Origin of the sequence: Nostoc sp. (genome assembly GCF_036917375.1) — a bacterium.
Classification (GTDB): Bacteria; Cyanobacteriota; Cyanobacteriia; order Cyanobacteriales; family Nostocaceae; genus Nostoc.
This window is the reverse complement of record NZ_JBALDN010000063.1, coordinates 133986-154316: the sequence shown is the minus strand read 5'-3', so window position 1 is coordinate 154316 and position 20331 is coordinate 133986. Positions and strand designations below refer to the sequence as shown.

Sequence of the window (20331 nt, the reverse complement as noted above, 5' to 3'; positions counted from 1 at the left end):
ACTGTGCCATTAGATGAAACAAACCTTTTAACTGAGGCGCATCGTATAAACTATCGCTTGCGTTCAACCTTCTTTTATCGCAAGCTTAAAGAATACAAAACGCTTTCTTTGCAAACTAAAATTAATGCATTGTTACCAGTTAATCATTTATATAGGTGGGAAAATTGGGCAGAATGGGGTATTGGAGAAGAAGCATTTACCTACATCAATGAACATCCTAACTTACAACTAATTCAGGTATTTTGTCATCCCAGGTTAATTCGAGAACACACTTCATTGTTAGCTTACTATCGTAATATTGCGGCACTTTCTCAGAAAGCTGTTAAGTATTTAGTAGCAATTGATGTAAAGAGAATTGAACTTGATCAAGAAAATAAATATTCTCTAGCAGAAGATAAAGCCTTAGCTCTTTCTCGACTTTTTAACGAGCATATATCGTTGATAATTGATAGTTCTATAGAAAGTTTGACTGAGGAAGAACTATATGGAATACTACTAGCCTCAACAGGGACACAAATAGACGGTTCTTGGCGTAATGCTATTGGGGAAGAAGCAGAAAAAGTTGTACAGCGACTTCTTATCAAAGAGCTTAAAGAACGCAATCTTCTTGCTGCTTTTATTCCCCGTCATGGTACAGGAATTGAAGTATATAATCCTGGCAGACTTGAAGAACAACTAGGAAATATTGAGGACTATCGGGGTGTAATGTTGGCTAATCAAACCTCTATACTTTTTTCTAGTGAGCCAGATATTTCACTTTTAAACAATCAAGGTACAACAGTCGGTGTCATTGAAATAAAAGGAGGAACTGATCCTGCGGGAGCATTAGAACGTTATGGTGCTGCTAAAAAATCCTTTGAAGAAGTTTTTCGGAGGAACCCAAAAGTTAAATCTATTTTAATTGCCAGTTGTATCACTACTGAAGTACACACCCGTATTCAGAATGATCCAATAATATCCACCTATTTTAACTTAACAGAAGTATTGAGCGAAGACTCAATACTATATGATCAGTTTATTCAAGAAGTATTTTCAATACTATATTAATTTGTAATATCTGCTTTAATCATATACTTTCTGTATGCGATCGCGCATTGGGAGTCAAAGTAATTAAATCATCAATATTGCGCTTCATTGTTTCACAAATTGTGTCTAATGGTAAATCATTAGCGTCATAACCAAAGGGGTTTTCTATCTCTAAGCCAATGGCTTCAATGCCAAACAAAGTGAACCCAACCAAAGCAGAAACTAAACCTGTCCACCAACCGAGGCTGTCTACTATTTGAAATGGTAGCAAAAAGCAATATAGTATCAGTAATTGCTTCAAATGAATAGCATAAGCAAGCGGCATAGGCGTTTTTAAAATACGTTCGCAAGCACCTAAATTATCCACAAGACTATTCAATAATTCTTGCATTGATGTTAGCTGGTAGCTATTAAGACAATTACGATCGTACTGTTCCTGTAAATAATCTCCTATCCAAAAAGCAACCTCTATAGGAGGATTATTCATAATCTTCAGTTTTATGTATTTAGTAGATGGCATTAAGTCTTTTAACTCGCTATTGACAGCTTCTCCTCGCAAATGTAGTTTAGTTGTTACAGCAAACGCTACCAATAAGTTTAATGCCGTAATTTTATTTTCTTTATCTTCTGGTAAAATTTCATCAACTGATACCCAAATTTGCCTCGCTAAATTTCGGACGTTATTTACTATAGAACCCCAGCATTTTCTTCCTTCCCAAAATCGCTCATAAGCAGTATTTGTACGAAAGACAAGTAACAAACCTAAAACAATACTAGGAATCACATTTACTAAAATAGGCTGGGATACAGGTTTTTCAAAATGGTGAAGCAGAGAAATTAAAAATCCAAAAGCTCCACACCATAAAACATGTTTGAAAATTGCTTTTATTACTGAACCTTTAGGTTGTAATGCTGTGCGGAACCATTTGATTTTTTCGTTCATCATGTATTCACCCTAATAAAATATTTATTGAACATATCAGTTCAATATTTGTTAACTTAAAAACAAGCATTATAAAACCAGCATAATTAGCAAAGAAATACTTACAAAACTCTTCTTAAGAAGAATATAATATACTCTTGACTATGTATTCTACTCTAGTTTATGTTATACAATTTAAAGCCCGTGTTAAATACTTATTGTTAGAACTAAAGCAAACATTATATAAAAGTCAAAAGCAATGCTAGGGCTGGCTACCACTAACCGATAATTGTAAAGAAATGTAAATATTTCCCAGTGGCAGCATAAATTCCGCATTTGATCCCGATAAATCTATGGAAGAAAAGGTATATTTCTATCGATAATGTTCATCTAGCATTAATCGGTATCATGTACCCCAGTAAATCAAAAAGTTCTAGCCTGTAAAAATCCTGCCCTATACATTAAATGTCTAGACATAACTTATTTGGTTATGTCTTTTTTGTTGTCATTAGTCTCAAAACGTTGAATTTCAATCAAATAACCATCAGGATCGCGGAAAAAGCAATGGTAAATATTGTACTTTTCATTTAGTGTCGGTGGCTTTTCAAATTCGACGCCACGTTCTTTGAGATATTCAAACCATTCATCCACCTGCTGTGTTACGAGGGTAAAAATGACGCTTGAGTGTTTGTCGGTTGGAGGAGTTGATTTTTCACTTGCTTGACAAAATCCTAAGTATCCAGAACTACTAATAGTATAAATTCGGCAGGTTCCTTGGTCAAGCCATAACTCCAAACCTAGTTTTTGTTCGTAGAATTCTGTAGATGTATTGAGGTTATAGGTAGAAAAGAAGGTAATTTGCTGGTCTATTTGCGGATGAGTAGACATAAAACACATTTGAGTATAAACCCTAACGACATCGGGCGATCGCAGATGTAAAAATTGATTGATGTTAGAAACCTGTTACTGCTCCAGAATGCCTTAAGTGCATCTGGAGTTTCTTTTTGGAAAAAGCCATAAAAATTTTCCCAATCATCCTGATATGGCAAAACATGGCTGAATAAGGATGCATACTAAATTATCTATATTTAACACGGGCATCACTTATTGATGTACCCTTCCTGCCAAACAACTCTTGCAAAACAGCCTCAGATTATCTGGGGCTGTTTTGCGTTACTTCCCACAGAGAAGGAATGTAAACCAGAGTTCTCAAACACTTTTATCTACATTTGAGTGTATACCCTGATGACGTAGTATTCTCTCAGGGTGAAAATTTGGTATAGGTAAATGCGTATCTTTCCTGACTCCAGATTTGTCACAAACATTTCTGGAGTTTTTTCATTACAACCCACATTCCGCAGATATTGAAGCGGATTGAATAATTATAAAAGTCACATCTGTAGAATGTGAGTTTTATCTTTAAAGTTCGAGTATTTACCCTCTCCAACTCGGAGAGGGACAGGTTTTGCGTAGTAAAACCAGGGAGAGGTCTTTTTATCTAATTAGCCCTAGTATATCTAACCAAAATGTTGAATAATCGCGTCGGCAAATTCAGAACATTTTAATGGTTCAACAGGCGGTTCTAGCAACCGGGCTAAATCGTAGGTAACTTGACTACTCGCGATCGCATCGCTTAAACCTTTCTTAATTAGGTCTGCGGCTTCCTGCCAACCCAGAAATTCCAGCATCATCACACCAGACAAAATCACTGAACCAGGATTAATCCGATCCAATCCGGCGTGTTTGGGTGCAGTACCGTGGGTAGCTTCAAATATGGCACTAGAATCACCAATATTCGCCCCTGGCCCCATTCCCAATCCCCCAACAATCGCAGCCGCCGCGTCAGACAAGTAATCCCCGTTCAAGTTCATCGTCGCCAAAATCGAATACTCATCCGGTCTGGTTTGGATTTGTTGAAAAATACTGTCAGCAATCCGGTCATTCACCAAAACTTTCTCTTTCCATTTACCATCGCCGTGGGTTGCCCAAATTGAGTTAAGAACAGTTTCAACTTCCTTGACAATTTGCGCTTTCTTCTCTTCAGTGAGACTATCAAACCCAGGATCGATCTCGCGGGCGTTTTCTTCCAAGGAAATATTCGGATTTTTTTCCTTGTTACTCAAAATCCAAGATTCCCGTTCGGTGACAGTTTCTTGGCGAAATTCGCTGGTTGCTAGTTCATAACCCCAATCGCGGAAAGCGCCTTCGGTGTACTTCATGATGTTGCCCTTATGCACCAAAGTCACTTGTTGCTTGTTTTTAGGCAATAGCAAAGCGTGTTTGATGGCACGTCTAACTAGGCGCTGGGAACCAGTTTTGCTGATGGGTTTGATGCCAATACCAGAATCAAGAGGAATTCGTTTTTTCCCATGTTCTGGGGTGGCGGGGATTAGTTCTTCATTGAGAATTTTAATTAAGCGATCGCCAATTTCGCTACCTTGTCGCCACTCAATGCCTAAATAAATATCTTCTGTATTTTCCCGATAAACAATTACATCCAGTTTTTCAGGATTTTTGTGGGGTGAAGGCGTACCCGCATAGTAACGGCAAGGACGCACACAGGCATACAAGTCAAAAATTTGCCGTAATGCCACATTTAAAGAACGAATTCCTCCCCCAACAGGAGTAGTCAAAGGCCCTTTAATAGCTACACCATATTCTTCAATTGCTGTTAGAGTATCTTGAGGTAAATACTGGTAAGTTCCGTATAAATCACAAGCTTCGTCACCAGCGTAAATCTTAAACCAGCTAATTTGACGCTGACCCTTATATGCTTTGGCTACCGCAGCATCGAGAACTTTTTGGGTAGCAGGCCAGATGTCTATACCTGTGCCGTCGCCACGAATAAAGGGGATAATTGGATTGTCCGGTACGATTGGTTCACCATTTTTGAAGGTGATTTTTGCTCCGGCTGCGGGGGGGGTAATCTTTTCGTACATCGTTCACACACTCCTAATCGATACGCTGCTATTCAAAAAAACCTTATGTGGCAGGCTTGTATATTGGGTACTGGGGATTGGGAAGAGACACGAAGTGATTTTTTCAATAATTCACCCTTGTCTTCTATGATCCCCTCAGTCGTAGTACCCAGTCTCTAGCCCCAGTCCCCAGTCCCTAGTCCCTAGTCTCCAGATTTTCCCCCTATTCCCCTTGTACATTATTTGGGGATTTAGTGTGGGATTCAGTGAAGCGATCGCAATTTTGTACGATCAAAAATAGTAAACTACTTTTCGCTATCAATGCTTCACATTAGAGAATGCCCGATAGCTTACCGCTCTTTCACTGACCGTTAACACAAGAATGGCATGACAGACCCAATGATTTTATCAGGCCCTGCAAATGACATCGACTCCCTCCGACAACCGTTAATCGCTGGGTCTGAAAAAGTCCAACAACAGATAATCCCACAGTTAGCTGAGTTGGGTAATGAGGGATTAGACGTGTTGATGGAATTTTTACTGAAACGACGTGAAAACCCAGCGACTTGGATTGATGGCAAAGCTTACCAAGTCCTTTACAGTTCTGATGCACCTCAAGCCAAAGAATTTTTGCGCTCCTGTTTTCCTGAAGGAATTGTACCTCTAAAATCAGAGTGCGGGATTAACTACAATTCTTTGCAACAGCTACTTGCTGCTCAAGACTTCCAAGCAGCCGATCGCGTCACCATCGAAAAAATGTGCGAACTATCAGGGCCAACGGCTGTACAACGAAAATGGTTGTACTTTACTGAGGTAGAAAATACCTCGGCTGTTGACTTGCAAACCATTAACAACCTCTGGTTAGTCCACTCGGAAGGTAAATTTGGTTTTTCAGTGCAGCGAGAAATCTGGTTAAGTTTGGGTAAAAACTGGGAGAATTTCTGGCCGAAAATTGGCTGGAAAGCAGGTAATAACTGGACGCGATACCCTAACGAGTTTACCTGGAATTTGAGTGCGCCCAGAGGTCATTTACCCCTTTCTAATCAACTTCGGGGAGTACGAGTCTTTGCTTCTTTACTCTCTCACCCAGCTTGGTCGAAGAATCTAGAAAAATGATTTTGAGCCTACGTACAAGTAATTTATGATTAATCCCAGCAACCGAAAATTCTACATCATCATTGAACGGGATGAAGATGGCTACTATGTTGGAGAAGTTCCTGAGTTAAAAGCCTGTTACAGTCAGGGAGAAACAATTGATGAGTTGATGGCTAATATGAAACAAGTAATTGAACTTTGTTTAGAGGATGTGTGAAAAGTCAAAAATATCATGCTGTCGTCTGCGATCGGAGTATGACTTAAAGAGTCTAAAGGTCAGAAAGTTTGACCCTGAACGAAAAAGCTTTGGGAAGACAGAAATTTGTTTAGAACCTTATTCTGCACAGGTTTTTCCCAATGCCGATGCAGTGAATGAGGCTCTAAAATTTCTGATTAGAGTTGTGCAGGATAACCACGTTGCTGCATTTACAAAGCAGCCTCACAGTTCCTTGAAGGGTGCGGATAAAATCTCCTAGCGCTTAGATTGGAAGTGCCGCAGATCCCAAACTGAAAATATCAAATTAGATAATGGCAAACGTTCGTTTAGAAGATATTAAACGTAGATTCAATAATGTCACCGCTATTGAGGACATTACCTTTGAAATTCCTGATGGCGAGTTTTGGGTTTTAGTTGGGCCATCGGGTTGTGGTAAATCTACAATTTTGCGAACGATCGCAGGTTTAGAAACCGCTACATCTGGCAAACTCTTTATTGGCGATCGCTTGGTAAATAATATCCCAGCCAGACAACGGGATGTGGCGATGGTGTTCCAAAACTACGCTCTCTATCCTCACATGAGTGTGGCGCAAAACATCGGCTTCGGCTTGGAAATGCGGAAAGTTGACCGAAAAATCATTCAAGAACGGGTGATGAATGTGGCGCGATCGCTTTCTCTAGATCATTTGCTAGATCGTAAGCCCAAACAACTTTCTGGGGGACAGCAACAACGGGTAGCATTAGGGAGAGCGATCGCTCGTGAACCCCAAGTATTTTTACTTGATGAACCTTTATCTAATTTAGATGCCCAATTGCGCGATGATACCAGGGCAGAATTGAAACAGTTACATCAAGAATTAGGCATTACAACAATTTACGTCACCCACGATCAAGTTGAAGCCATGACTCTGGCTGATAAAATTGTCGTCCTAAATCGCGGACGGATTCAACAAATCGGCGATCCCCAAAGTATTTATGCAAGTCCTGCTAATCAGATGGTGGCAACTTTTTTAGGTAGTCCACCAATGAATATTTTGCCTGCAATCTATGAAAATAACGGTTTTGATGTAAGTGGACAGTTATTAACAATTCCAGCAGTTGTAAAAGAGAAATTACAGCTGCGCCAGGGATACAGTTATGATTTGGGGATTCGTCCAGAGCATATTTTTATTAACGAACTGCCAACCCGCCAAGAGGTAAATGAGAGTCAGCTGATTGTGGAAGTTAAGGTGGTGGAGCCTTTGGGAAGGGAAACTTTGATTCGTGCTGGTTTACCTAGTTCGGCGGTGATGATGAATATTCAAGTAGGCGGTGATGTGCGTCTTCGTCCAGGCGATCGCCTTTCTCTACAACTCGATTTAAATTACTTGTTTGTATTTGATCCCAAAACTGGGGACAGAATCTTATAAAGAGTTTCTTAAACTGCCAGAAATAATCGCCAATTTCTAATTTTTTGTAGCCAGAATCTAAGAAAATAAAAACTGCAATAGAGACTTAATGGATTAGCTGCAAAAACTTATATGACTATTAATCGACGCCATTTCTTGTTTTTACTTACATCAGGTGCTGGTGCTTTTGCATTAGACGCTTGTGCATTAGCAGAGAAATCTCCTAATGGAAATACTGCAAATCCCAATGCAACACCAAATACAACACCCAATATAACAGCAAATACAACAGGTGCTATCCAATTACCGCCTTTACCTTACGCCTACGAAGCACTGGAACCACACATTGATGCTAAAACGATGCAATTTCACCACGATAAACACCACGCAACTTATGTGAAAAACCTGAATGCAGCGTTAGCCAAACACCCAGAACTCAAAGGTAAAACTGTTGAAGAACTGTTGCAAAAACTTGACAATGTACCACAAGATATTCGCAGAACAGTACGTAATAATGGCGGTGGTCATGTGAACCACTCAATGTTCTGGCAAATTATGAAGCCAAAAGGTGGGGGAGAACCAACAGGAAATATAGCCTCCGCAATTAATCAAAATTTTGGCTCTTTTGCAGCTTTCAAGAAACAGTTTAATGAAGCTGGTGCTGGCCGTTTTGGTAGTGGTTGGGTTTGGCTAGTGCGTAACAAAGGTGGCAAGTTAGAAGTGACAACTACAGCTAACCAAGATACTCCCTTAAGTGCAGGTAAATATCCCATCCTGGGTAATGATGTATGGGAACATGCATATTATCTCAATTACCAGAATCGCCGCGCCGATTATTTAGATGCTTGGTGGAACGTAGTTAATTGGGATGAGATTAACAAACGATTTGCAGCAGCAAGTAAACTTGCTTAAACATTGGGACAAGAAGAGATAGAAAAAAATAAAAAGTTTATCTTCTGCTCCTGCTTTTTCGGTCAAAGAGGCTTTTGAGTAGGTATACCAATAGCACGGGGAAACTGAACTGGTGTAGTGGCTACCTTACGCAAATACACACAGTGCCGGATGCTGTGGCTCAGGGGTGTTGTAAATTGTTCGATTGATTCAATGACACCACCCAACTGCTTCACAGCATTCTGCAAAGCTGTTGTTTCATCCTCTGTCCAATTACCGCGATAAATTATAGCTAAACCTCCTTGTTTGAGCAGTGGTAGGGTATATTCTGCACAGACAGAGGCTGCCCCTACAGCACGGATCAATGCAATATCGTAAGCTAGTCTATGTTTGGGATGCTGACCGATTTCTTCAGCCCTACCAACAAGAGTTTTGGCATTGGTAAGGGCAAGTTCACTTAATATATTATCGAGAAAAGTAATTTTTTTCCGAGTGGAATCAAGAAGAGTAATTGTGCAATTAGGTACAGTAATTGTCACTGGAATACCTGGAAAACCCGCACCTGTACCAATATCAATGATAGTAGGGGAACTAGGGGAGAAATTTGCTGATAACAGAGGTGCAATTCCTCGCAGAGAATCCCAGAGATGTTTTTCCCAAAACTCTTGGGGTTCAACGATCCGAGTTAAATTTTGTTGGCGATTACCTTCTAGGATTAACTCATAAAGCTTTTGAAATTGCGCTTGTTGTTGAAGAGTTGGTTGCCAATTGAGAGTTTTCTGCCAGATTTGTGCCATCTCAGGCAATAAGTTTGTCATTTGTCATTTGTCATTTGGTATGAGATATGGGGGCATAGTTTTTCTCTTTGTCCCCTCGTCCCCTTGTCCCCTTGTCCCTTTATTCCCCTGCTCTTTTCTCACACCGTTGGTAGAGGTTCTTTAACTTTGGATTCTAGTGACTTTGGATCTACTGATTCTAGTTCGCCGTGATTGAGTGTCCAGCAACGGTCTGCGATCGCTAACAGATCCCCAGCGTCGTGTGTCACAATTAACAATGTCCAATCTTGTTTGAGTTTCGCTAATAAATTTACCAGTTGCCGACGCATTGACCAATCTAAACCAGCTGTGGGTTCATCTAATAACAGTAAATTTGGCTGGCGAATTAATTGGACTGCCAAAGCTAAACGTCGTTGCTGTCCACCACTCAAAGCATAGGGAGCAGCAGAAAGCGATAAATGCTCTAATCCCACTTCACTCAGGGCTTGTTTGACTCGTTCTGACCCTAACTCAGGATGTCCTAAACGCAATTCTTCTAAAATCGAACCACCGCAAAAGTGCCGCTCTGGAAACTGAAATACTAACCCGGCTAATTGTTGTAACTGTTCGGCTAGAAGTTCTTGTTCCCGCCAGAAGAGTGCGCCAGTAGTGGGTTCGGCTAGTCCCGACAAAATTTCTAGTAAGGTACTTTTACCCGAACCACTTGGGCCAATAATCAGACCTAGCTGCTGGGGTGCTAATTCTAAATTGATCGATTTGAGAATCGCTGTTGGGCACGCTGTGGGGTGATAATTTACATTTCGGAGATAGAGCATTTGTTAAGATTACCAAAAAGTCAGCAAATTACTAATTAGCTACACTGAGAGTGTCTGGAAAATTCTAGAAAAAAATTTACAGCGCATTACCTGGATTAACACCTTAATTTAGCAGCAAGAATTATCCACTTTTTCTCCATTGTGGCAGACTAGCCTGAAATAATCGCTAGAGCAAGCCTGGAAACATGGAAAGATTACCAATATATAAGAAAATTTTGGCTGAAGCAAAGGCAAGTTTAAATTAACTATTTTTGCATTCTAAGTAACACATACAACTATTACAACCGCAATTATTCTGAGGGTTAAAATGACTAAAAGGTTTTCTTTGCCTCAATTAGTAGTGTCTGCTCAACTCATTACCTTTGCTCAGACTGCTTTTGCAGCTGCTTTGGCACTTAATGTCTGGGTAAATCCCTCGCTGGCTGGCGATCCGTTTCGCGATCGCAAACCTCATCAAATTGGCGACCAAACAGAAGCAGCTTTTAAAGCGATTTTCCAACAGGGCAATTATCCAGTAGCACAGCGTTATCTAGAACAAGCACTATCCAAAGAGCCAAATGAACCTCTAGCTTATGCCATGAGCGCATCTTTAGCATACGGAAATAAGGATTGGGCTAAACTAGATACTTACAGCCAAAAAACTCTAGAAACTGGACAAAAACTGATTTCTAGCGATCCATTGCGTGGTAATTTATACACTGCTGTTGGTCATTTTTTAGAAGGAGCAGTAGTTATCACCCGTGAAGGTACTGTCAACGGTGTGCCACAAGCTTTTATTCGGTTGCGGCAAGTTTATGAATATTTAGACAAAGCCGAAGCAATTTCTGCCAACGATCCAGAACTGAATTTAATCAAAGGTTATATGGATTTATTGTTGGCGGTTAATTTGCCTTTTGCTAGTCCAGATCAGGCAATTGGACGCTTAGAAAAAAATGCTGCTCCTCAATATCTAGTGGATCGGGGTATTGCTCTTGCTTACCGAGATTTAAAACGGTATCCACAGGCACTAGAGTATGTCAACCGGGCGATTAAAACCACATCAGATAATCCAGAAATTTATTATCTCAAAGCCCAAATACTGAAACAACTAGGGCAAAGAGAAAAAAGCCAGCAGATGATCCAGGAAGCGATCGCTAATTTTGACAAAGCATTGACTAAAAAATCCCAACTCCCAGGCGATTTAGTCAAACAAATTGAACGTGAACGCAGAAGTGCTGTTAGCCTTAGCAATCCTGGGTAATTGGGCATTGGCGATTAAGTTTTTTTCTATCCCCTATGCCCTATGCCCCATTTCCCCATGCCCTACTTTGATATGCTTATTTGCAGAACAGTAATTGAGATACTAGACGAAAATGGAGATTCAGTTCCGCGAAATTAATCCTTTTGATGTGTGGATTTGGCTGAAATTCAGCACAAATCCTTCTGCGCGTGAAAAACAGTATGTAGAAGAAGTTTTCAATTCCTGGTTTTATCTGGGTAAATTGGGTGCATTTAATGCAGAGAATCTTCAGGTGCAGGACACTGGACTCGATATCAGCTACATGAATTATGATGAGCAAGGCTATGATAAAAGCTTGCTAGCACTGATGCACAACATTGGTGAGTTTGAATATGAGGGCCAGTGGGGGCGTTGTTGGTTTGACTTAGGAACCAGTGATGCGATCGCTCTAGATATTTTAATCAACGCTCTCACCCAGCTAAGTCAGGAATATGTGACCATTGAGGAATTGTACATCGGTGGCGAAAATCCAGATTGGCCTATTGAGGATAGCGAAAGTCGTCCTCAGTCTATTTATGATAATTAGTTACAAAAATGAATAAAGCTGGCGAAATTCGGCTAATAGCCTTGGGGTTAATTCGGAATGGCGACCGCATATTTCTTTCTGAAGGTTACGACCCTGTAAAACAAGAAACATTTTATCGGGCTTTAGGCGGTGGTGTTGATTTTGGTGAAACCAGCCACGCCGCCTTAAAACGAGAATTTCAAGAGGAAATTCAGGCAGAATTAACGAATATTAAATATCTAGGTTGTATAGAGAACCTGTTTACATTTAATGGTAGGCAAGGTCATGAAATTATTCAGCTTTATCAATGTGACTTTGCTGATTCAAAATTTTATCAACTGGAAAGTTTAGTTTTTTCCGAATCACCACATCATAAACATAGAGCATTATGGATAGATATCTCTCGCTTAAAATCTGGAGAATTAAGATTAGTACCTGAAGTATTTTTTGACTATTTATAAGTCATTTGAAAATTTCAACTTTATGGTAAGCGCTCATCTTTTGATCCAAATGGAGTATGCGGCGATCGCACTGCGTCGCTACAACTGAGAAAGCAACTTGTTATACTCTGCGTGTGAACCAAGCCAAAACCAAATAACAGTATCTCCATCTAACTGTCCAACCGCTCGATAATTTTTGCTAATCCGTGCTGAATAAATCGGTAGTTCTGTTGAACTTTTTTGAAGCGCAAGCTTGGATGGCTCGGATCTTGTTTGAAGAGGCGGTATGCCTCACGCGTTTGCTCTTGAGCTTGCTCAGGTAGATCCCCAAAGCCTTGACGAAACTGAACGGTTATACGTGATTTCACAATGTATCTGGGTCTAACTCTTGGGTTTTACCTGTACGGTATTCAGCCATTGCCTCGGCTGCAAGTTTGGCAAGTATGTCTGGAGAACGGGCAAAAGTTTCATCCCAATGGCGTTCATCTTCTAGTTCTTCTAAAATCATCGCCGCGATCGCATCTTGTTCATTGGCAGGTAAATTTTTTAGTTTAGCGATCGCTTCTTCAAGTAACTCTGTCATAGCTGTTAATCGTTACGAAAGTCATACTATAAATTATCTCTGCTTGCACTCTGTTGGGTTTGTTAGGGTGCGATCGCTTGTAGTACTTAGAAAAAAGGCGATCGCTCTAATCAACGCTCAAACGATTCCATTAAAGTAAATCTTCTTCAGATAGCTGGGCTATTTTCATCAAGGCTTTCAAGGTTCCAACTTTCAAATCTTGATTGCGGTGAACAGGAATTGACAGGATTTTTTCTACTTCGGGGTTTTCATAAATATAATGACTGCCAGTAATTTTTTGCAAAACCCAACCTTTTTGCTCCACAATCTTACAAAGTTGCTTGCCAGAAATCGATTTCATACAGCAATTTCGACAACTTGATCTGTTGACTCAATTACATTACGACTGTTGGCAGCTTCAAGCCAACCTTCAATAGCGTCCTTTAAGTTAGTCATTACCTCTTCTATGGTGTCTCCTTCGGTAATACAACCAGGAAGCGCGGGAACCTCTGCCCAATAGCCGCCTTCTTCTGCTGGATGAATGATTGCTCTGATTTTCATAAACCTATTGAGCTAGTTTGTAAGAATATGCTAACAACCATACCTGTTTGCTCTTAACTGTGACTACTCAAATTAATGTTGCTACAGTTCAAACAACAGCTGCTTCTGCGATCGCTCTCTATAGCAGAATTCGTAGGGTTTGAGTAGAAGCAAGTGTTGGGTTTCCTAAACTACGGCGAAGGCGATCACTATTCATCATAAAATTTTGCGTCGTAAGATCGTGTTTGTACCACTACTGGCTCAGTAACACCGTAACCAAAGATGAGAGCTTGTTGTCTAGAATTTAGCCTGGACATCATATAACGTAGACTTTGATTGCTAGCAACATCAGTAAAAATAGCATCAATCTCTTCAGCATTAAGAAAACCAGTAATACGAGTACCAAGCTCAGACATGACTTCTTTGTCAATCCTTGAGGGATATCGCTCTATTACAAATAAAGTTATGTAGAACTTCCACGATTGTCGAATCAGAGTGCTAAAAATATTGTGGTGAACTGTGTTGGAGTTTAGTAAATGATGGGCATCTTCAACGGTTATCACTAGTCGGCGAGGTGTATCGCTCTGATCTTTTGTCTGCAAAAACTTTTTAGTTTTCCTGACATAGTAAATGTGAATGCGCCTACAAATCATATTTGCCATCAACATATAACAGAGCATATCCGACTGGGGACTAAACTCCACCACAACATTCTTACCTGCTTCCAGTGAGTATAAAAGTTGATGGATGTAATTATGCGGCAGAACAGCTCTCATATTTTTCAGACTATCCAGTCGCAGCAATTTGCGCTGCAATGCCATAATCGAATCTCTGTCTCCTCGCTTTTCCTCACAAAAAATTTGGATTTCATCATTAGTCATATTCAATAACTGAGTAATCCAAAACTTGCCAAATTCCGTATATAATATGTTGGCGTTATCCAGGCTATCTTCAGATATTCCTAATTCTCGACTGACTAACTTTATATCTTCAACTTCAATTTGGTCATAACTAAGATAGAGTTCTTGTACATCACGCACACCTGGGCGAAGTATAGAGTCAGGATCAGTGACATAAATTTCCACTGCACTAGGAAACATATTACACAAACCTTTAACTGTACTAAATTGTTGATCCCGCACTACAGCTTCCCTTCCGTACTCTGAGTGGAGATCGAAAATTAAATTCACAGCTGCTTGTTGGTGAATAAAATTCGATAGCACTAATCTAGTCAGGAAGGTCTTACCTGTTCCTGAGTTACCAAATACCCCAACACTAGTTTGTAAAAGGCGATCAAAATCTAAATAGATAATACTATTTGTATCAATGTGTGTTCCTATTGCAAAGCTACGCTGATCAATATTGTCTTCTCTGCTAAAAACAGACTTAGAATCATGATAGCTGACATTATAATTTTTAAGTTTAGGCTTATTTTTTTCCTCCAAATTTTTAGATTTATCACTTTTTCTGTATTCCCATTCCCTATCAAACTCCCTCATATTTATTTGCGGATCTTTATCCCAAAGTTTTAAAGCAAAGTGCCAGTAGTCTTTTCCCCTTTTGTGAAAGCGTTTGTCTTCAAAAATATTCAAGTCTTTAAGACGGTTGATAGCTTCATAAAAGTGACCTTGTTGATCAAAGCAAGCTAGTTCTACAAGAAATCTTCTCTGAGTTTCAACAATTAACTTAGGTCTATCAGTTTCCTCCTGCTCCCATCTATATAACAGATGGAGGTCATTGCGGTAATCAAAGACGTAACAGAGCAATTCTTTTAACAAGCCTCTTACGCGCTGTTGAACATCAAAACTCCAGCTAACTTTTGGCATAGGTCAACTATAATAATTTTCCAAAAAAGTTTGGGAATGCCCCAAATAAAAATATGTTCCTAAATACTCTATCTCTATATTCTAAAAGACTTTAATCCTTTAGCTAGCACCGTGTTCCATTGGGAAGTTCCCAAACTATAACCTCATACTATTGATACTGAGGCGAAGTGAATGACAGTAGAAACTCAATTCTTGAATCCCACAGAGATAGGAAAAGAATTAGAAAAAATTACAGGTAAAAAAATGAGTGGGATGCAGGTCAACAGACTACTGCAAGCATTACAATTACAGTGTAAAGTTAGTAATGTATGGGAACCCACAATATTAGGTCAGAAATTAAGCGTAATTCTGCCCTACACTGGCAAAAACAAGCATTCTGGCTTTCAAGTGAAATGGAGTACTGATGTAATTGAGCTACTTAAAGATATCTAGAATCAAATAGCGCAATCATACCTACAACACTTTTGCAAATACATTGCTTAAATAATAGAAGTTGTAGAGTTTGAGTAGCAGTTGGATTTCCTGCCATTAATCCAATCTTGCATTTAGTTGAGCAACGTTCACTACTGGCTAAATCCTACAAAGCGATCGCTTTAGATAATACTCACATAATCGCGATCGCTCTAACCAAATTGTTAGACTCCAGTTGTGCAAATACCTACGTTCTGGTGCGGCGACTTGTTGTACTACGCAACTTGCTGATCCGATTGCGATCGCCTTGAAATGTTAAACTCCACCTTCTAACTCCTCTAGGTCATCTACAGTCAGTGGTGCTTGGCCACTGTGGCGCACATACAATACATTAACTGTAGTACCTCGAATTGTAAAAAGTACTCGGTATACGTTTTTGGCTTTCCCATAAAGGAGTTGACGTACTTCTTCTGGAAAAATTTCATGTTCGACTGCTAAAGTACAACGTTGGGGCTTCTTTTGTAGGGTAGCAATAGCATTCATCAATCCTCGAAACCAACGATCGGCAAACTCAGGATTCCGCTCTCGATACCAGCGATAAGCTTGCTCAATCTGAGTTTCTGCGATTGGAGTAATCTCAACCTGAAATGCCATACTTTTGCTGCATTTCTTGGACGAAATCCCCAATGGGGCGAGTTTGACCAGCGTTGAGTTCCTCGAAACCTTGTCCAATTCCAGCAATTGTCTCTAACTGATCGATCAGTTGGCGTAATTTCGTGGGGTCGATTTTGGCAGGGTCTAGAAAGGTGACGAGAACTTGGGAGCGATCGCTAACATCTTGCGGTAGCTGGGTGAGATGAATTTCTCCATCCTGATAAATACCTTCGATAGTTTTTATCATGAGTTGAAGTTGGTTAGTATTTCCTTTAATTCTACTAAATAGGCTCAAAAGGCTGGGTCTGGAATTCCAGCCTTCTCAAAATGACATAGGTTTTCATTTAATAATGACTAATCTTTTTCTCCCAATCAAACACCAACCGCTTCTGGAATCGCACCCTGCATTCTCCCGAAAGCATCAATCAAATTCTGCAACTGTTGATCTGCTTTAAAAACTCCTAATCCGCGCACTGTCACTTTACCTGGAGAATACACAAACCGCGTCTTTAGATTATCTGGTAAATTCGCCGCTAACAAATTCCAAGCAGGTTCCTCCATCGGTGTTTCTAAAACGACGTGCTGCTTGTTTTCTGGTTTAATCCGGCTAAATCCGAGTTTTTTCGCTAGCTGTTTGAGTTCCATAACCCGCAAAAGTTGATTTGCAGGCACTGGTAAACTACCATAGCGATCGCTCCACTCAGCTGCAATCTGTTTTAATTCTGATTTAGATTTAGCTGTCGCTACCGCCCGATATGCACTCATCTTTTGATCCAAATCGGTGATATAATCAGCCGGAATAAACGCCGTTAGGTTGAGGTCAATCTGGGTATCCTCCACTTTCGGAATTTCTTGTCCTCGGATTTCCCGAATTGCTTCTTCTAGCATTTCCATGTATAAATCAAAACCGATGGCATCCATTTGACCGGATTGTTCTGCACCTAACAAGTTACCCACGCCTCTGATTTCCATATCGCGCATCGCTAGTTGATACCCAGAACCTAACTGAGTAAATTCTTGAATCGCTCGTAATCGTTGCCGTGCTGCATCAGATAATGCCCGTTGCTTCGGATAAAATAACCAAGCATGAGCTTGTATCCCTGCACGTCCCACACGACCGCGTAATTGATACAGTTGAGCCAATCCAAAGCGATGAGCATCTTCAATTAAAATGGTGTTGACTCGCGGAATATCTAAGCCAGATTCAATAATTGTCGTACAAACGAGGATGTCTGCATCGCCATTGCTGAAGGTGAGCATGGTTGATTCTAACTCGCTTTCATCCATTTGACCGTGAGCGATCGCAAACCTAGCTCCCGGTATCACTTCTCGTAAATTGGCTGTTGTCTCTTCAATCCCATCCACTCGTGGAACTACGTAAAATACTTGTCCACCTCTGTCTAATTCTTGACGAATTGCAGTGCGGATACTTTCGGAATTTATTGGTGAAAGATGGGTTTTAATCGGTCGTCTGGTTGGGGGTGGTGTGGTAATCAAACTCATTTCCCGAATTCCCGACAAGGACATATACAAAGTCCGGGGAATGGGAGTGGCTGAGAGGGTAAGCACATCCACCTGAGTTTTCAAGCTTTTAATTTTCTCTTTCTGGTTCACCCCAAATCGTTGTTCTTCATCTACTACCAACAGTCCTAAATCTCGGAATGTCACGCCTTTACCTAAAAGTTGGTGTGTACCAACTACTACATCTAATTCACCCGTAGCCAATCGCTTTTGTATATCGCGGCGTTCTTCAGCAGACCGAAAACGGTTGAGCAAACCGACATTTACGGGGTACGGTGCAAAACGTTCTTTGAGTGTATGGTAATGCTGCTGTGTTAAAATAGTCGTTGGCGCAAGGAGTGCCACTTGTTTACCGGCGGTGACTGCTTTAAAAACAGCACGAATCGCCACTTCCGTCTTCCCAAAACCGACATCGCCACAAACTAAGCGATCCATTGGGCGATCGCTTTCCATATCGCGTTTTACATCTTGTACCGCTTTGAGCTGATCCGTTGTGGGTTGGTAGGGGAAAGAATCTTCCAATTCCTCCTGCCAAGGCATATCACTTGGAAAGCTAAAACCTTGTTGTTGCGATCGCGCTGCATACAGTTTCAACAAGTCCACTGCCAATTTTTTAATCGCTTTGCGGACTTTATTCTTGGTATTTTCCCAAGCTTTACCCGTCATCCGATTAAGTTCCGGTGCTTTATCACCTGCGGCACGGAACCGGGATAAAGCCCCTACTTGATCGGCTGCGACTCTTAATAACCCATCAGCATACTGCACCACCAAATAATCACGGGTTTCATTATTAATCGTCAAACTTTCCAGCTTGACAAATTTACCAACACCATGATTTCTGTGAACTACATAATCGCCTGGACGCAGCTTATTGGGATCGACTTGTTTAGAAGTAGCTTTGTGGCGCTTGCGAATATAGCCGGGAGTCGCCAAGGAATGCTGCCCAAAAAATTCCCGATCTGTGACAATTACTAATCGGTACGTAGGCAGGATAAAACCTTCTAATTCCGCAAGACCAGAATATTTGAGAGCTATGGGAGTATGGTTAATTTGCAGCTTATCTATTGCTTGGTAGTCGCGGGGATTCGGGATAAACTGAGCCGGACAATCATGTTCTTGCAATAGCGAGACAGAACGCGAAGGTTGAGCAGAAAGCAGCCAGATCGAGAAATTGCGATCGCGTTCTTGGCGGATAGTTTCAGCTAGTTTCGCAAACTGGTGTGGCGTGGCTGGAACCGGACGGCTGGCAAGATTGATCCCATCATTTTCCTCTGACAGTTCCGACAAATATAATGTTTTAAATCTGGCAACATCAGCCAAACACTCATCAAAAGAACGGTGAATTTTCGGCAATGTTACGGGAGCAGATTCTTCCCCATGCCCCATGCCCACTGCCCCATGCCCAATTTCCCATTGTTCCTCAGCATTTTCTACCCAGCGATCGCTATGAGCATGACACTGTTCTGGCTCATCAATGGCAATCAAGGTATTTTCTGCTAAGTAGTTTAGCAGAGATGCTGGTTGCTCGAAAGCCAACCCCAAAAAGCGACGACTACCTTCAATCAGCGATGAGTGCTGAGTGCTGGGTGCTGAGTCAGAATTTAACTCAGCACCCAGCACTCGAAACTCAGTACTATTTTTCAGTGCAGCCATCACGATGGGAGTAAAGCTAGTGGGGGTAAGAATTAACTGGTCAACTTTGTCGAGGGCGGAACGTTGAGTTGCTGGGTCAAATTCTCGCATTTGCTCGATTTCATCACCAAACCATTCCAACCTGACTGGAAATTCCGAGGAAACTGGGAACACATCAACAATATCGCCCCGCCGACTCCATTGCCCTTCCATTTCCACCAAAGGAACTCTTTCATACCCCAAAATAGTTATTTTCTCACTGAAACTATTCAGGTCTAATTCCATCCCTTTTTTTAAGGTAAGACAGAATTGCCCAAAAGCTTCTGGCGGAGGTAAATGAGGTTGTAGTGCCCCTTGAGTAGCCACAATCGCCATCTTGGGTAACTGAGAATTAGAATTTGGGGATTTTTCTTCCTCATGCCCCATGCCCAATGCCCAATGCCCCATTCCCAAATCTGCCAAAACCTGCATTTGCCCCCAACTCATTTCAGTTTCCGGGTCAAAAGGTTCGTAGGGAGAAGCCTCGGAGGTGGGGTAAAAATGTACTGTTTGCCATCCCATTGCCTCCAGTTGTGCGTAAACGCGTCCAGCTTCTTCTAGGGTGGCGCAAACCACAAACAAATCCTTGCCCTGAGACTGCGCTAATGCCGAAGCCACTAGAGTCTTGGGCAGCCTGGGAACGCCATTTAACCGCAATTCTTGTTGTCGATTCAGCTTAGAAATAAATTCAGTGGTGAGCGGCGATCGCGCTAAGGCACGCACAATAGAAGAAAATGACATAAGTACTACTAGCGGTGGGAGTCTTTGTGAATCGGGAAATCTTGAGGCAGTTTATCTCAACTATTTTAAAAGTGTTAACAGCCTTCTTATTCTTTTGGTGGAAGAATAATGCACGGCGACGAATAAACTTAAG

At 41.0% G+C, this 20331-nt stretch carries 24 protein-coding genes; 10 read left to right on the top strand and 14 right to left on the bottom strand.

From position 1 onward, the window contains the following. The first annotated feature begins 3 nt into the window (after nucleotides 1–3). Entirely contained in the window at nucleotides 4–1047 is a 1044-nt protein-coding gene (locus V7K45_RS17670) for an XcyI family restriction endonuclease (protein WP_335005588.1), read from the top strand. Between the two features lie 19 nt (nucleotides 1048–1066). Here V7K45_RS17670 and V7K45_RS17665 read toward each other — a convergent pair whose 3' ends face one another. The 3 genes from V7K45_RS17665 to V7K45_RS17655 all read right to left on the bottom strand — a co-directional run bounded on the left by V7K45_RS17665 (nucleotide 1067) and on the right by V7K45_RS17655 (nucleotide 4887). Continuing rightward, nucleotides 1067–1972 (bottom strand): bestrophin family protein, encoded by a 906-nt coding sequence (locus V7K45_RS17665; RefSeq protein WP_335005585.1) that lies wholly within the window; start codon nucleotides 1970–1972, stop codon nucleotides 1067–1069. 456 nt (nucleotides 1973–2428) lie between these two features. Beyond that, nucleotides 2429–2836, bottom strand: a complete 408-nt coding sequence (locus V7K45_RS17660) for a VOC family protein (RefSeq protein WP_335005583.1) — start codon at nucleotides 2834–2836, stop codon at nucleotides 2429–2431. A gap of 629 nt (nucleotides 2837–3465) precedes the next feature. Then, nucleotides 3466–4887 carry an NADP-dependent isocitrate dehydrogenase gene (locus V7K45_RS17655; RefSeq protein ID WP_335005581.1) on the bottom strand — a complete coding sequence of 474 codons (1422 nt, stop codon included), beginning with the start codon at nucleotides 4885–4887 and terminating at the stop codon, nucleotides 3466–3468. Between the two features lie 366 nt (nucleotides 4888–5253). Here V7K45_RS17655 and V7K45_RS17650 point away from each other — a divergent pair, with 366 nt between their 5' ends. The 4 genes from V7K45_RS17650 (at nucleotide 5254) to V7K45_RS17635 (ending at nucleotide 8478) form a co-directional block, all read left to right on the top strand. Then, the gene (locus V7K45_RS17650) at nucleotides 5254–5982 is read left to right on the top strand and encodes a GUN4 domain-containing protein (protein ID WP_335005580.1); all 729 of its coding nucleotides are present in this window, start codon (nucleotides 5254–5256) and stop codon (nucleotides 5980–5982) included. A 25-nt stretch (nucleotides 5983–6007) separates the two neighbouring features. Continuing rightward, nucleotides 6008–6178 (top strand): type II toxin-antitoxin system HicB family antitoxin, encoded by a 171-nt coding sequence (locus tag V7K45_RS17645; RefSeq protein ID WP_335005578.1) that lies wholly within the window; start codon nucleotides 6008–6010, stop codon nucleotides 6176–6178. A gap of 311 nt (nucleotides 6179–6489) precedes the next feature. Further along, nucleotides 6490–7587 carry an ABC transporter ATP-binding protein gene (locus V7K45_RS17640; RefSeq protein ID WP_335005576.1) on the top strand — a complete coding sequence of 366 codons (1098 nt, stop codon included), beginning with the start codon at nucleotides 6490–6492 and terminating at the stop codon, nucleotides 7585–7587. Nucleotides 7588–7698: 111 nt separating this feature from the next. Continuing rightward, nucleotides 7699–8478 (top strand): superoxide dismutase, encoded by a 780-nt coding sequence (locus tag V7K45_RS17635; protein ID WP_335005574.1) that lies wholly within the window; start codon nucleotides 7699–7701, stop codon nucleotides 8476–8478. 62 nt (nucleotides 8479–8540) lie between these two features. Here the strand turns inward: V7K45_RS17635 and rsmG are convergent, their stop codons facing one another. Together rsmG and V7K45_RS17625 are read right to left on the bottom strand one after the other, a co-directional pair. Then, nucleotides 8541–9275, bottom strand: a complete 735-nt coding sequence (rsmG, locus tag V7K45_RS17630) for a 16S rRNA (guanine(527)-N(7))-methyltransferase RsmG (RefSeq protein WP_335005572.1) — start codon at nucleotides 9273–9275, stop codon at nucleotides 8541–8543. Nucleotides 9276–9373: 98 nt separating this feature from the next. Beyond that, nucleotides 9374–10048: an ABC transporter ATP-binding protein gene (locus V7K45_RS17625; RefSeq protein ID WP_335005570.1), complete on the bottom strand. Its 675-nt coding sequence runs from the start codon at nucleotides 10046–10048 to the stop codon at nucleotides 9374–9376. Nucleotides 10049–10355: 307 nt separating this feature from the next. On the opposite strand from V7K45_RS17625, the gene V7K45_RS17620 reads away from it, so the two are divergent. The 3 genes from V7K45_RS17620 (at nucleotide 10356) to V7K45_RS17610 (ending at nucleotide 12293) form a co-directional block, all read left to right on the top strand. Further along, entirely contained in the window at nucleotides 10356–11288 is a 933-nt protein-coding gene (locus V7K45_RS17620; RefSeq protein ID WP_335005568.1) for a Sll0314/Alr1548 family TPR repeat-containing protein, read from the top strand. A gap of 112 nt (nucleotides 11289–11400) precedes the next feature. Further along, nucleotides 11401–11853: a DUF3531 family protein gene (locus V7K45_RS17615; RefSeq protein WP_322673316.1), complete on the top strand. Its 453-nt coding sequence runs from the start codon at nucleotides 11401–11403 to the stop codon at nucleotides 11851–11853. An 8-nt stretch (nucleotides 11854–11861) separates the two neighbouring features. After that, the gene (locus V7K45_RS17610; RefSeq protein WP_335005565.1) at nucleotides 11862–12293 is read left to right on the top strand and encodes an NUDIX hydrolase; all 432 of its coding nucleotides are present in this window, start codon (nucleotides 11862–11864) and stop codon (nucleotides 12291–12293) included. A gap of 78 nt (nucleotides 12294–12371) precedes the next feature. Here V7K45_RS17610 and V7K45_RS33005 read toward each other — a convergent pair whose 3' ends face one another. From V7K45_RS33005 to V7K45_RS17585, 6 genes are all read right to left on the bottom strand, one after another. After that, nucleotides 12372–12476 (bottom strand): ParE family toxin-like protein, encoded by a 105-nt coding sequence (locus tag V7K45_RS33005; RefSeq protein WP_442942006.1) that lies wholly within the window; start codon nucleotides 12474–12476, stop codon nucleotides 12372–12374. Then, a complete protein-coding gene (locus V7K45_RS17605; RefSeq protein WP_442942005.1) occupies nucleotides 12443–12640 on the bottom strand; it encodes a hypothetical protein in 198 nt (65 codons plus the stop codon). Before V7K45_RS17605 ends, V7K45_RS33005 begins: the two co-directional genes overlap by 34 nt. Next, nucleotides 12637–12855, bottom strand: a complete 219-nt coding sequence (locus V7K45_RS17600; RefSeq protein WP_335005563.1) for a hypothetical protein — start codon at nucleotides 12853–12855, stop codon at nucleotides 12637–12639. Before V7K45_RS17600 ends, V7K45_RS17605 begins: the two co-directional genes overlap by 4 nt. A 130-nt stretch (nucleotides 12856–12985) precedes the next feature. Further along, the gene (locus V7K45_RS17595; protein ID WP_335005561.1) at nucleotides 12986–13195 is read right to left on the bottom strand and encodes a type II toxin-antitoxin system HicA family toxin; all 210 of its coding nucleotides are present in this window, start codon (nucleotides 13193–13195) and stop codon (nucleotides 12986–12988) included. Continuing rightward, nucleotides 13192–13395 (bottom strand): type II toxin-antitoxin system HicB family antitoxin, encoded by a 204-nt coding sequence (locus V7K45_RS17590; protein WP_335005558.1) that lies wholly within the window; start codon nucleotides 13393–13395, stop codon nucleotides 13192–13194. The genes V7K45_RS17595 and V7K45_RS17590 overlap by 4 nt, the downstream gene beginning before the upstream one ends. 188 nt (nucleotides 13396–13583) lie before the next feature. Further along, nucleotides 13584–15200, bottom strand: coding sequence for a helicase HerA domain-containing protein (locus tag V7K45_RS17585; RefSeq protein ID WP_335005556.1), 1617 nt, complete (start codon nucleotides 15198–15200; stop codon nucleotides 13584–13586). Between the two features lie 171 nt (nucleotides 15201–15371). Between V7K45_RS17585 and V7K45_RS17580 the strand changes: the two genes are divergently transcribed. Both V7K45_RS17580 and V7K45_RS17575 read left to right on the top strand, forming a co-directional pair. Continuing rightward, complete coding sequence (locus V7K45_RS17580) at nucleotides 15372–15632, top strand: hypothetical protein (RefSeq protein WP_335005554.1); 261 nt, start codon at nucleotides 15372–15374, stop codon at nucleotides 15630–15632. A gap of 107 nt (nucleotides 15633–15739) precedes the next feature. Beyond that, nucleotides 15740–15922 (top strand): hypothetical protein, encoded by a 183-nt coding sequence (locus V7K45_RS17575; RefSeq protein WP_335005552.1) that lies wholly within the window; start codon nucleotides 15740–15742, stop codon nucleotides 15920–15922. 4 nt (nucleotides 15923–15926) lie between these two features. On the opposite strand, the gene V7K45_RS17570 is transcribed toward V7K45_RS17575, so the two are convergent. From V7K45_RS17570 to mfd, 3 genes are all read right to left on the bottom strand, one after another. Continuing rightward, on the bottom strand, nucleotides 15927–16265 hold the full coding sequence (locus tag V7K45_RS17570; protein WP_335005550.1) for a type II toxin-antitoxin system RelE/ParE family toxin: 339 nt from the start codon (nucleotides 16263–16265) through the stop codon (nucleotides 15927–15929). Next, on the bottom strand, nucleotides 16249–16512 hold the full coding sequence (locus V7K45_RS17565) for a hypothetical protein (protein WP_442942004.1): 264 nt from the start codon (nucleotides 16510–16512) through the stop codon (nucleotides 16249–16251). Before V7K45_RS17565 ends, V7K45_RS17570 begins: the two co-directional genes overlap by 17 nt. A gap of 125 nt (nucleotides 16513–16637) precedes the next feature. Next, nucleotides 16638–20198, bottom strand: a complete 3561-nt coding sequence (gene mfd / locus V7K45_RS17560) for a transcription-repair coupling factor (protein WP_335005548.1) — start codon at nucleotides 20196–20198, stop codon at nucleotides 16638–16640. Nucleotides 20199–20331 lie beyond the last annotated feature (133 nt).

Coding starts and splice junctions, on each gene's coding strand:
- V7K45_RS17665 (WP_335005585.1), bottom strand. CDS start 1,972: ATGATGAACGAAAAAATCAAATGGTTCCGCACAGCATTACAACCTAAA.
- V7K45_RS17660 (WP_335005583.1), bottom strand. CDS start 2,836: ATGTCTACTCATCCGCAAATAGACCAGCAAATTACCTTCTTTTCTACC.
- V7K45_RS17655 (WP_335005581.1), bottom strand. CDS start 4,887: ATGTACGAAAAGATTACCCCCCCCGCAGCCGGAGCAAAAATCACCTTC.
- V7K45_RS17650 (WP_335005580.1), top strand. CDS start 5,254: ATGACAGACCCAATGATTTTATCAGGCCCTGCAAATGACATCGACTCC.
- V7K45_RS17645 (WP_335005578.1), top strand. CDS start 6,008: ATGATTAATCCCAGCAACCGAAAATTCTACATCATCATTGAACGGGAT.
- V7K45_RS17640 (WP_335005576.1), top strand. CDS start 6,490: ATGGCAAACGTTCGTTTAGAAGATATTAAACGTAGATTCAATAATGTC.
- V7K45_RS17635 (WP_335005574.1), top strand. CDS start 7,699: ATGACTATTAATCGACGCCATTTCTTGTTTTTACTTACATCAGGTGCT.
- rsmG (WP_335005572.1), bottom strand. CDS start 9,275: ATGACAAACTTATTGCCTGAGATGGCACAAATCTGGCAGAAAACTCTC.
- V7K45_RS17625 (WP_335005570.1), bottom strand. CDS start 10,048: ATGCTCTATCTCCGAAATGTAAATTATCACCCCACAGCGTGCCCAACA.
- V7K45_RS17620 (WP_335005568.1), top strand. CDS start 10,356: ATGACTAAAAGGTTTTCTTTGCCTCAATTAGTAGTGTCTGCTCAACTC.
- V7K45_RS17615 (WP_322673316.1), top strand. CDS start 11,401: ATGGAGATTCAGTTCCGCGAAATTAATCCTTTTGATGTGTGGATTTGG.
- V7K45_RS17610 (WP_335005565.1), top strand. CDS start 11,862: ATGAATAAAGCTGGCGAAATTCGGCTAATAGCCTTGGGGTTAATTCGG.
- V7K45_RS17600 (WP_335005563.1), bottom strand. CDS start 12,855: ATGACAGAGTTACTTGAAGAAGCGATCGCTAAACTAAAAAATTTACCT.
- V7K45_RS17595 (WP_335005561.1), bottom strand. CDS start 13,195: ATGAAATCGATTTCTGGCAAGCAACTTTGTAAGATTGTGGAGCAAAAA.
- V7K45_RS17590 (WP_335005558.1), bottom strand. CDS start 13,395: ATGAAAATCAGAGCAATCATTCATCCAGCAGAAGAAGGCGGCTATTGG.
- V7K45_RS17585 (WP_335005556.1), bottom strand. CDS start 15,200: ATGCCAAAAGTTAGCTGGAGTTTTGATGTTCAACAGCGCGTAAGAGGC.
- V7K45_RS17580 (WP_335005554.1), top strand. CDS start 15,372: ATGACAGTAGAAACTCAATTCTTGAATCCCACAGAGATAGGAAAAGAA.
- V7K45_RS17570 (WP_335005550.1), bottom strand. CDS start 16,265: ATGGCATTTCAGGTTGAGATTACTCCAATCGCAGAAACTCAGATTGAG.
- V7K45_RS17565 (WP_442942004.1), bottom strand. CDS start 16,512: ATGATAAAAACTATCGAAGGTATTTATCAGGATGGAGAAATTCATCTC.
- mfd (WP_335005548.1), bottom strand. CDS start 20,198: ATGTCATTTTCTTCTATTGTGCGTGCCTTAGCGCGATCGCCGCTCACC.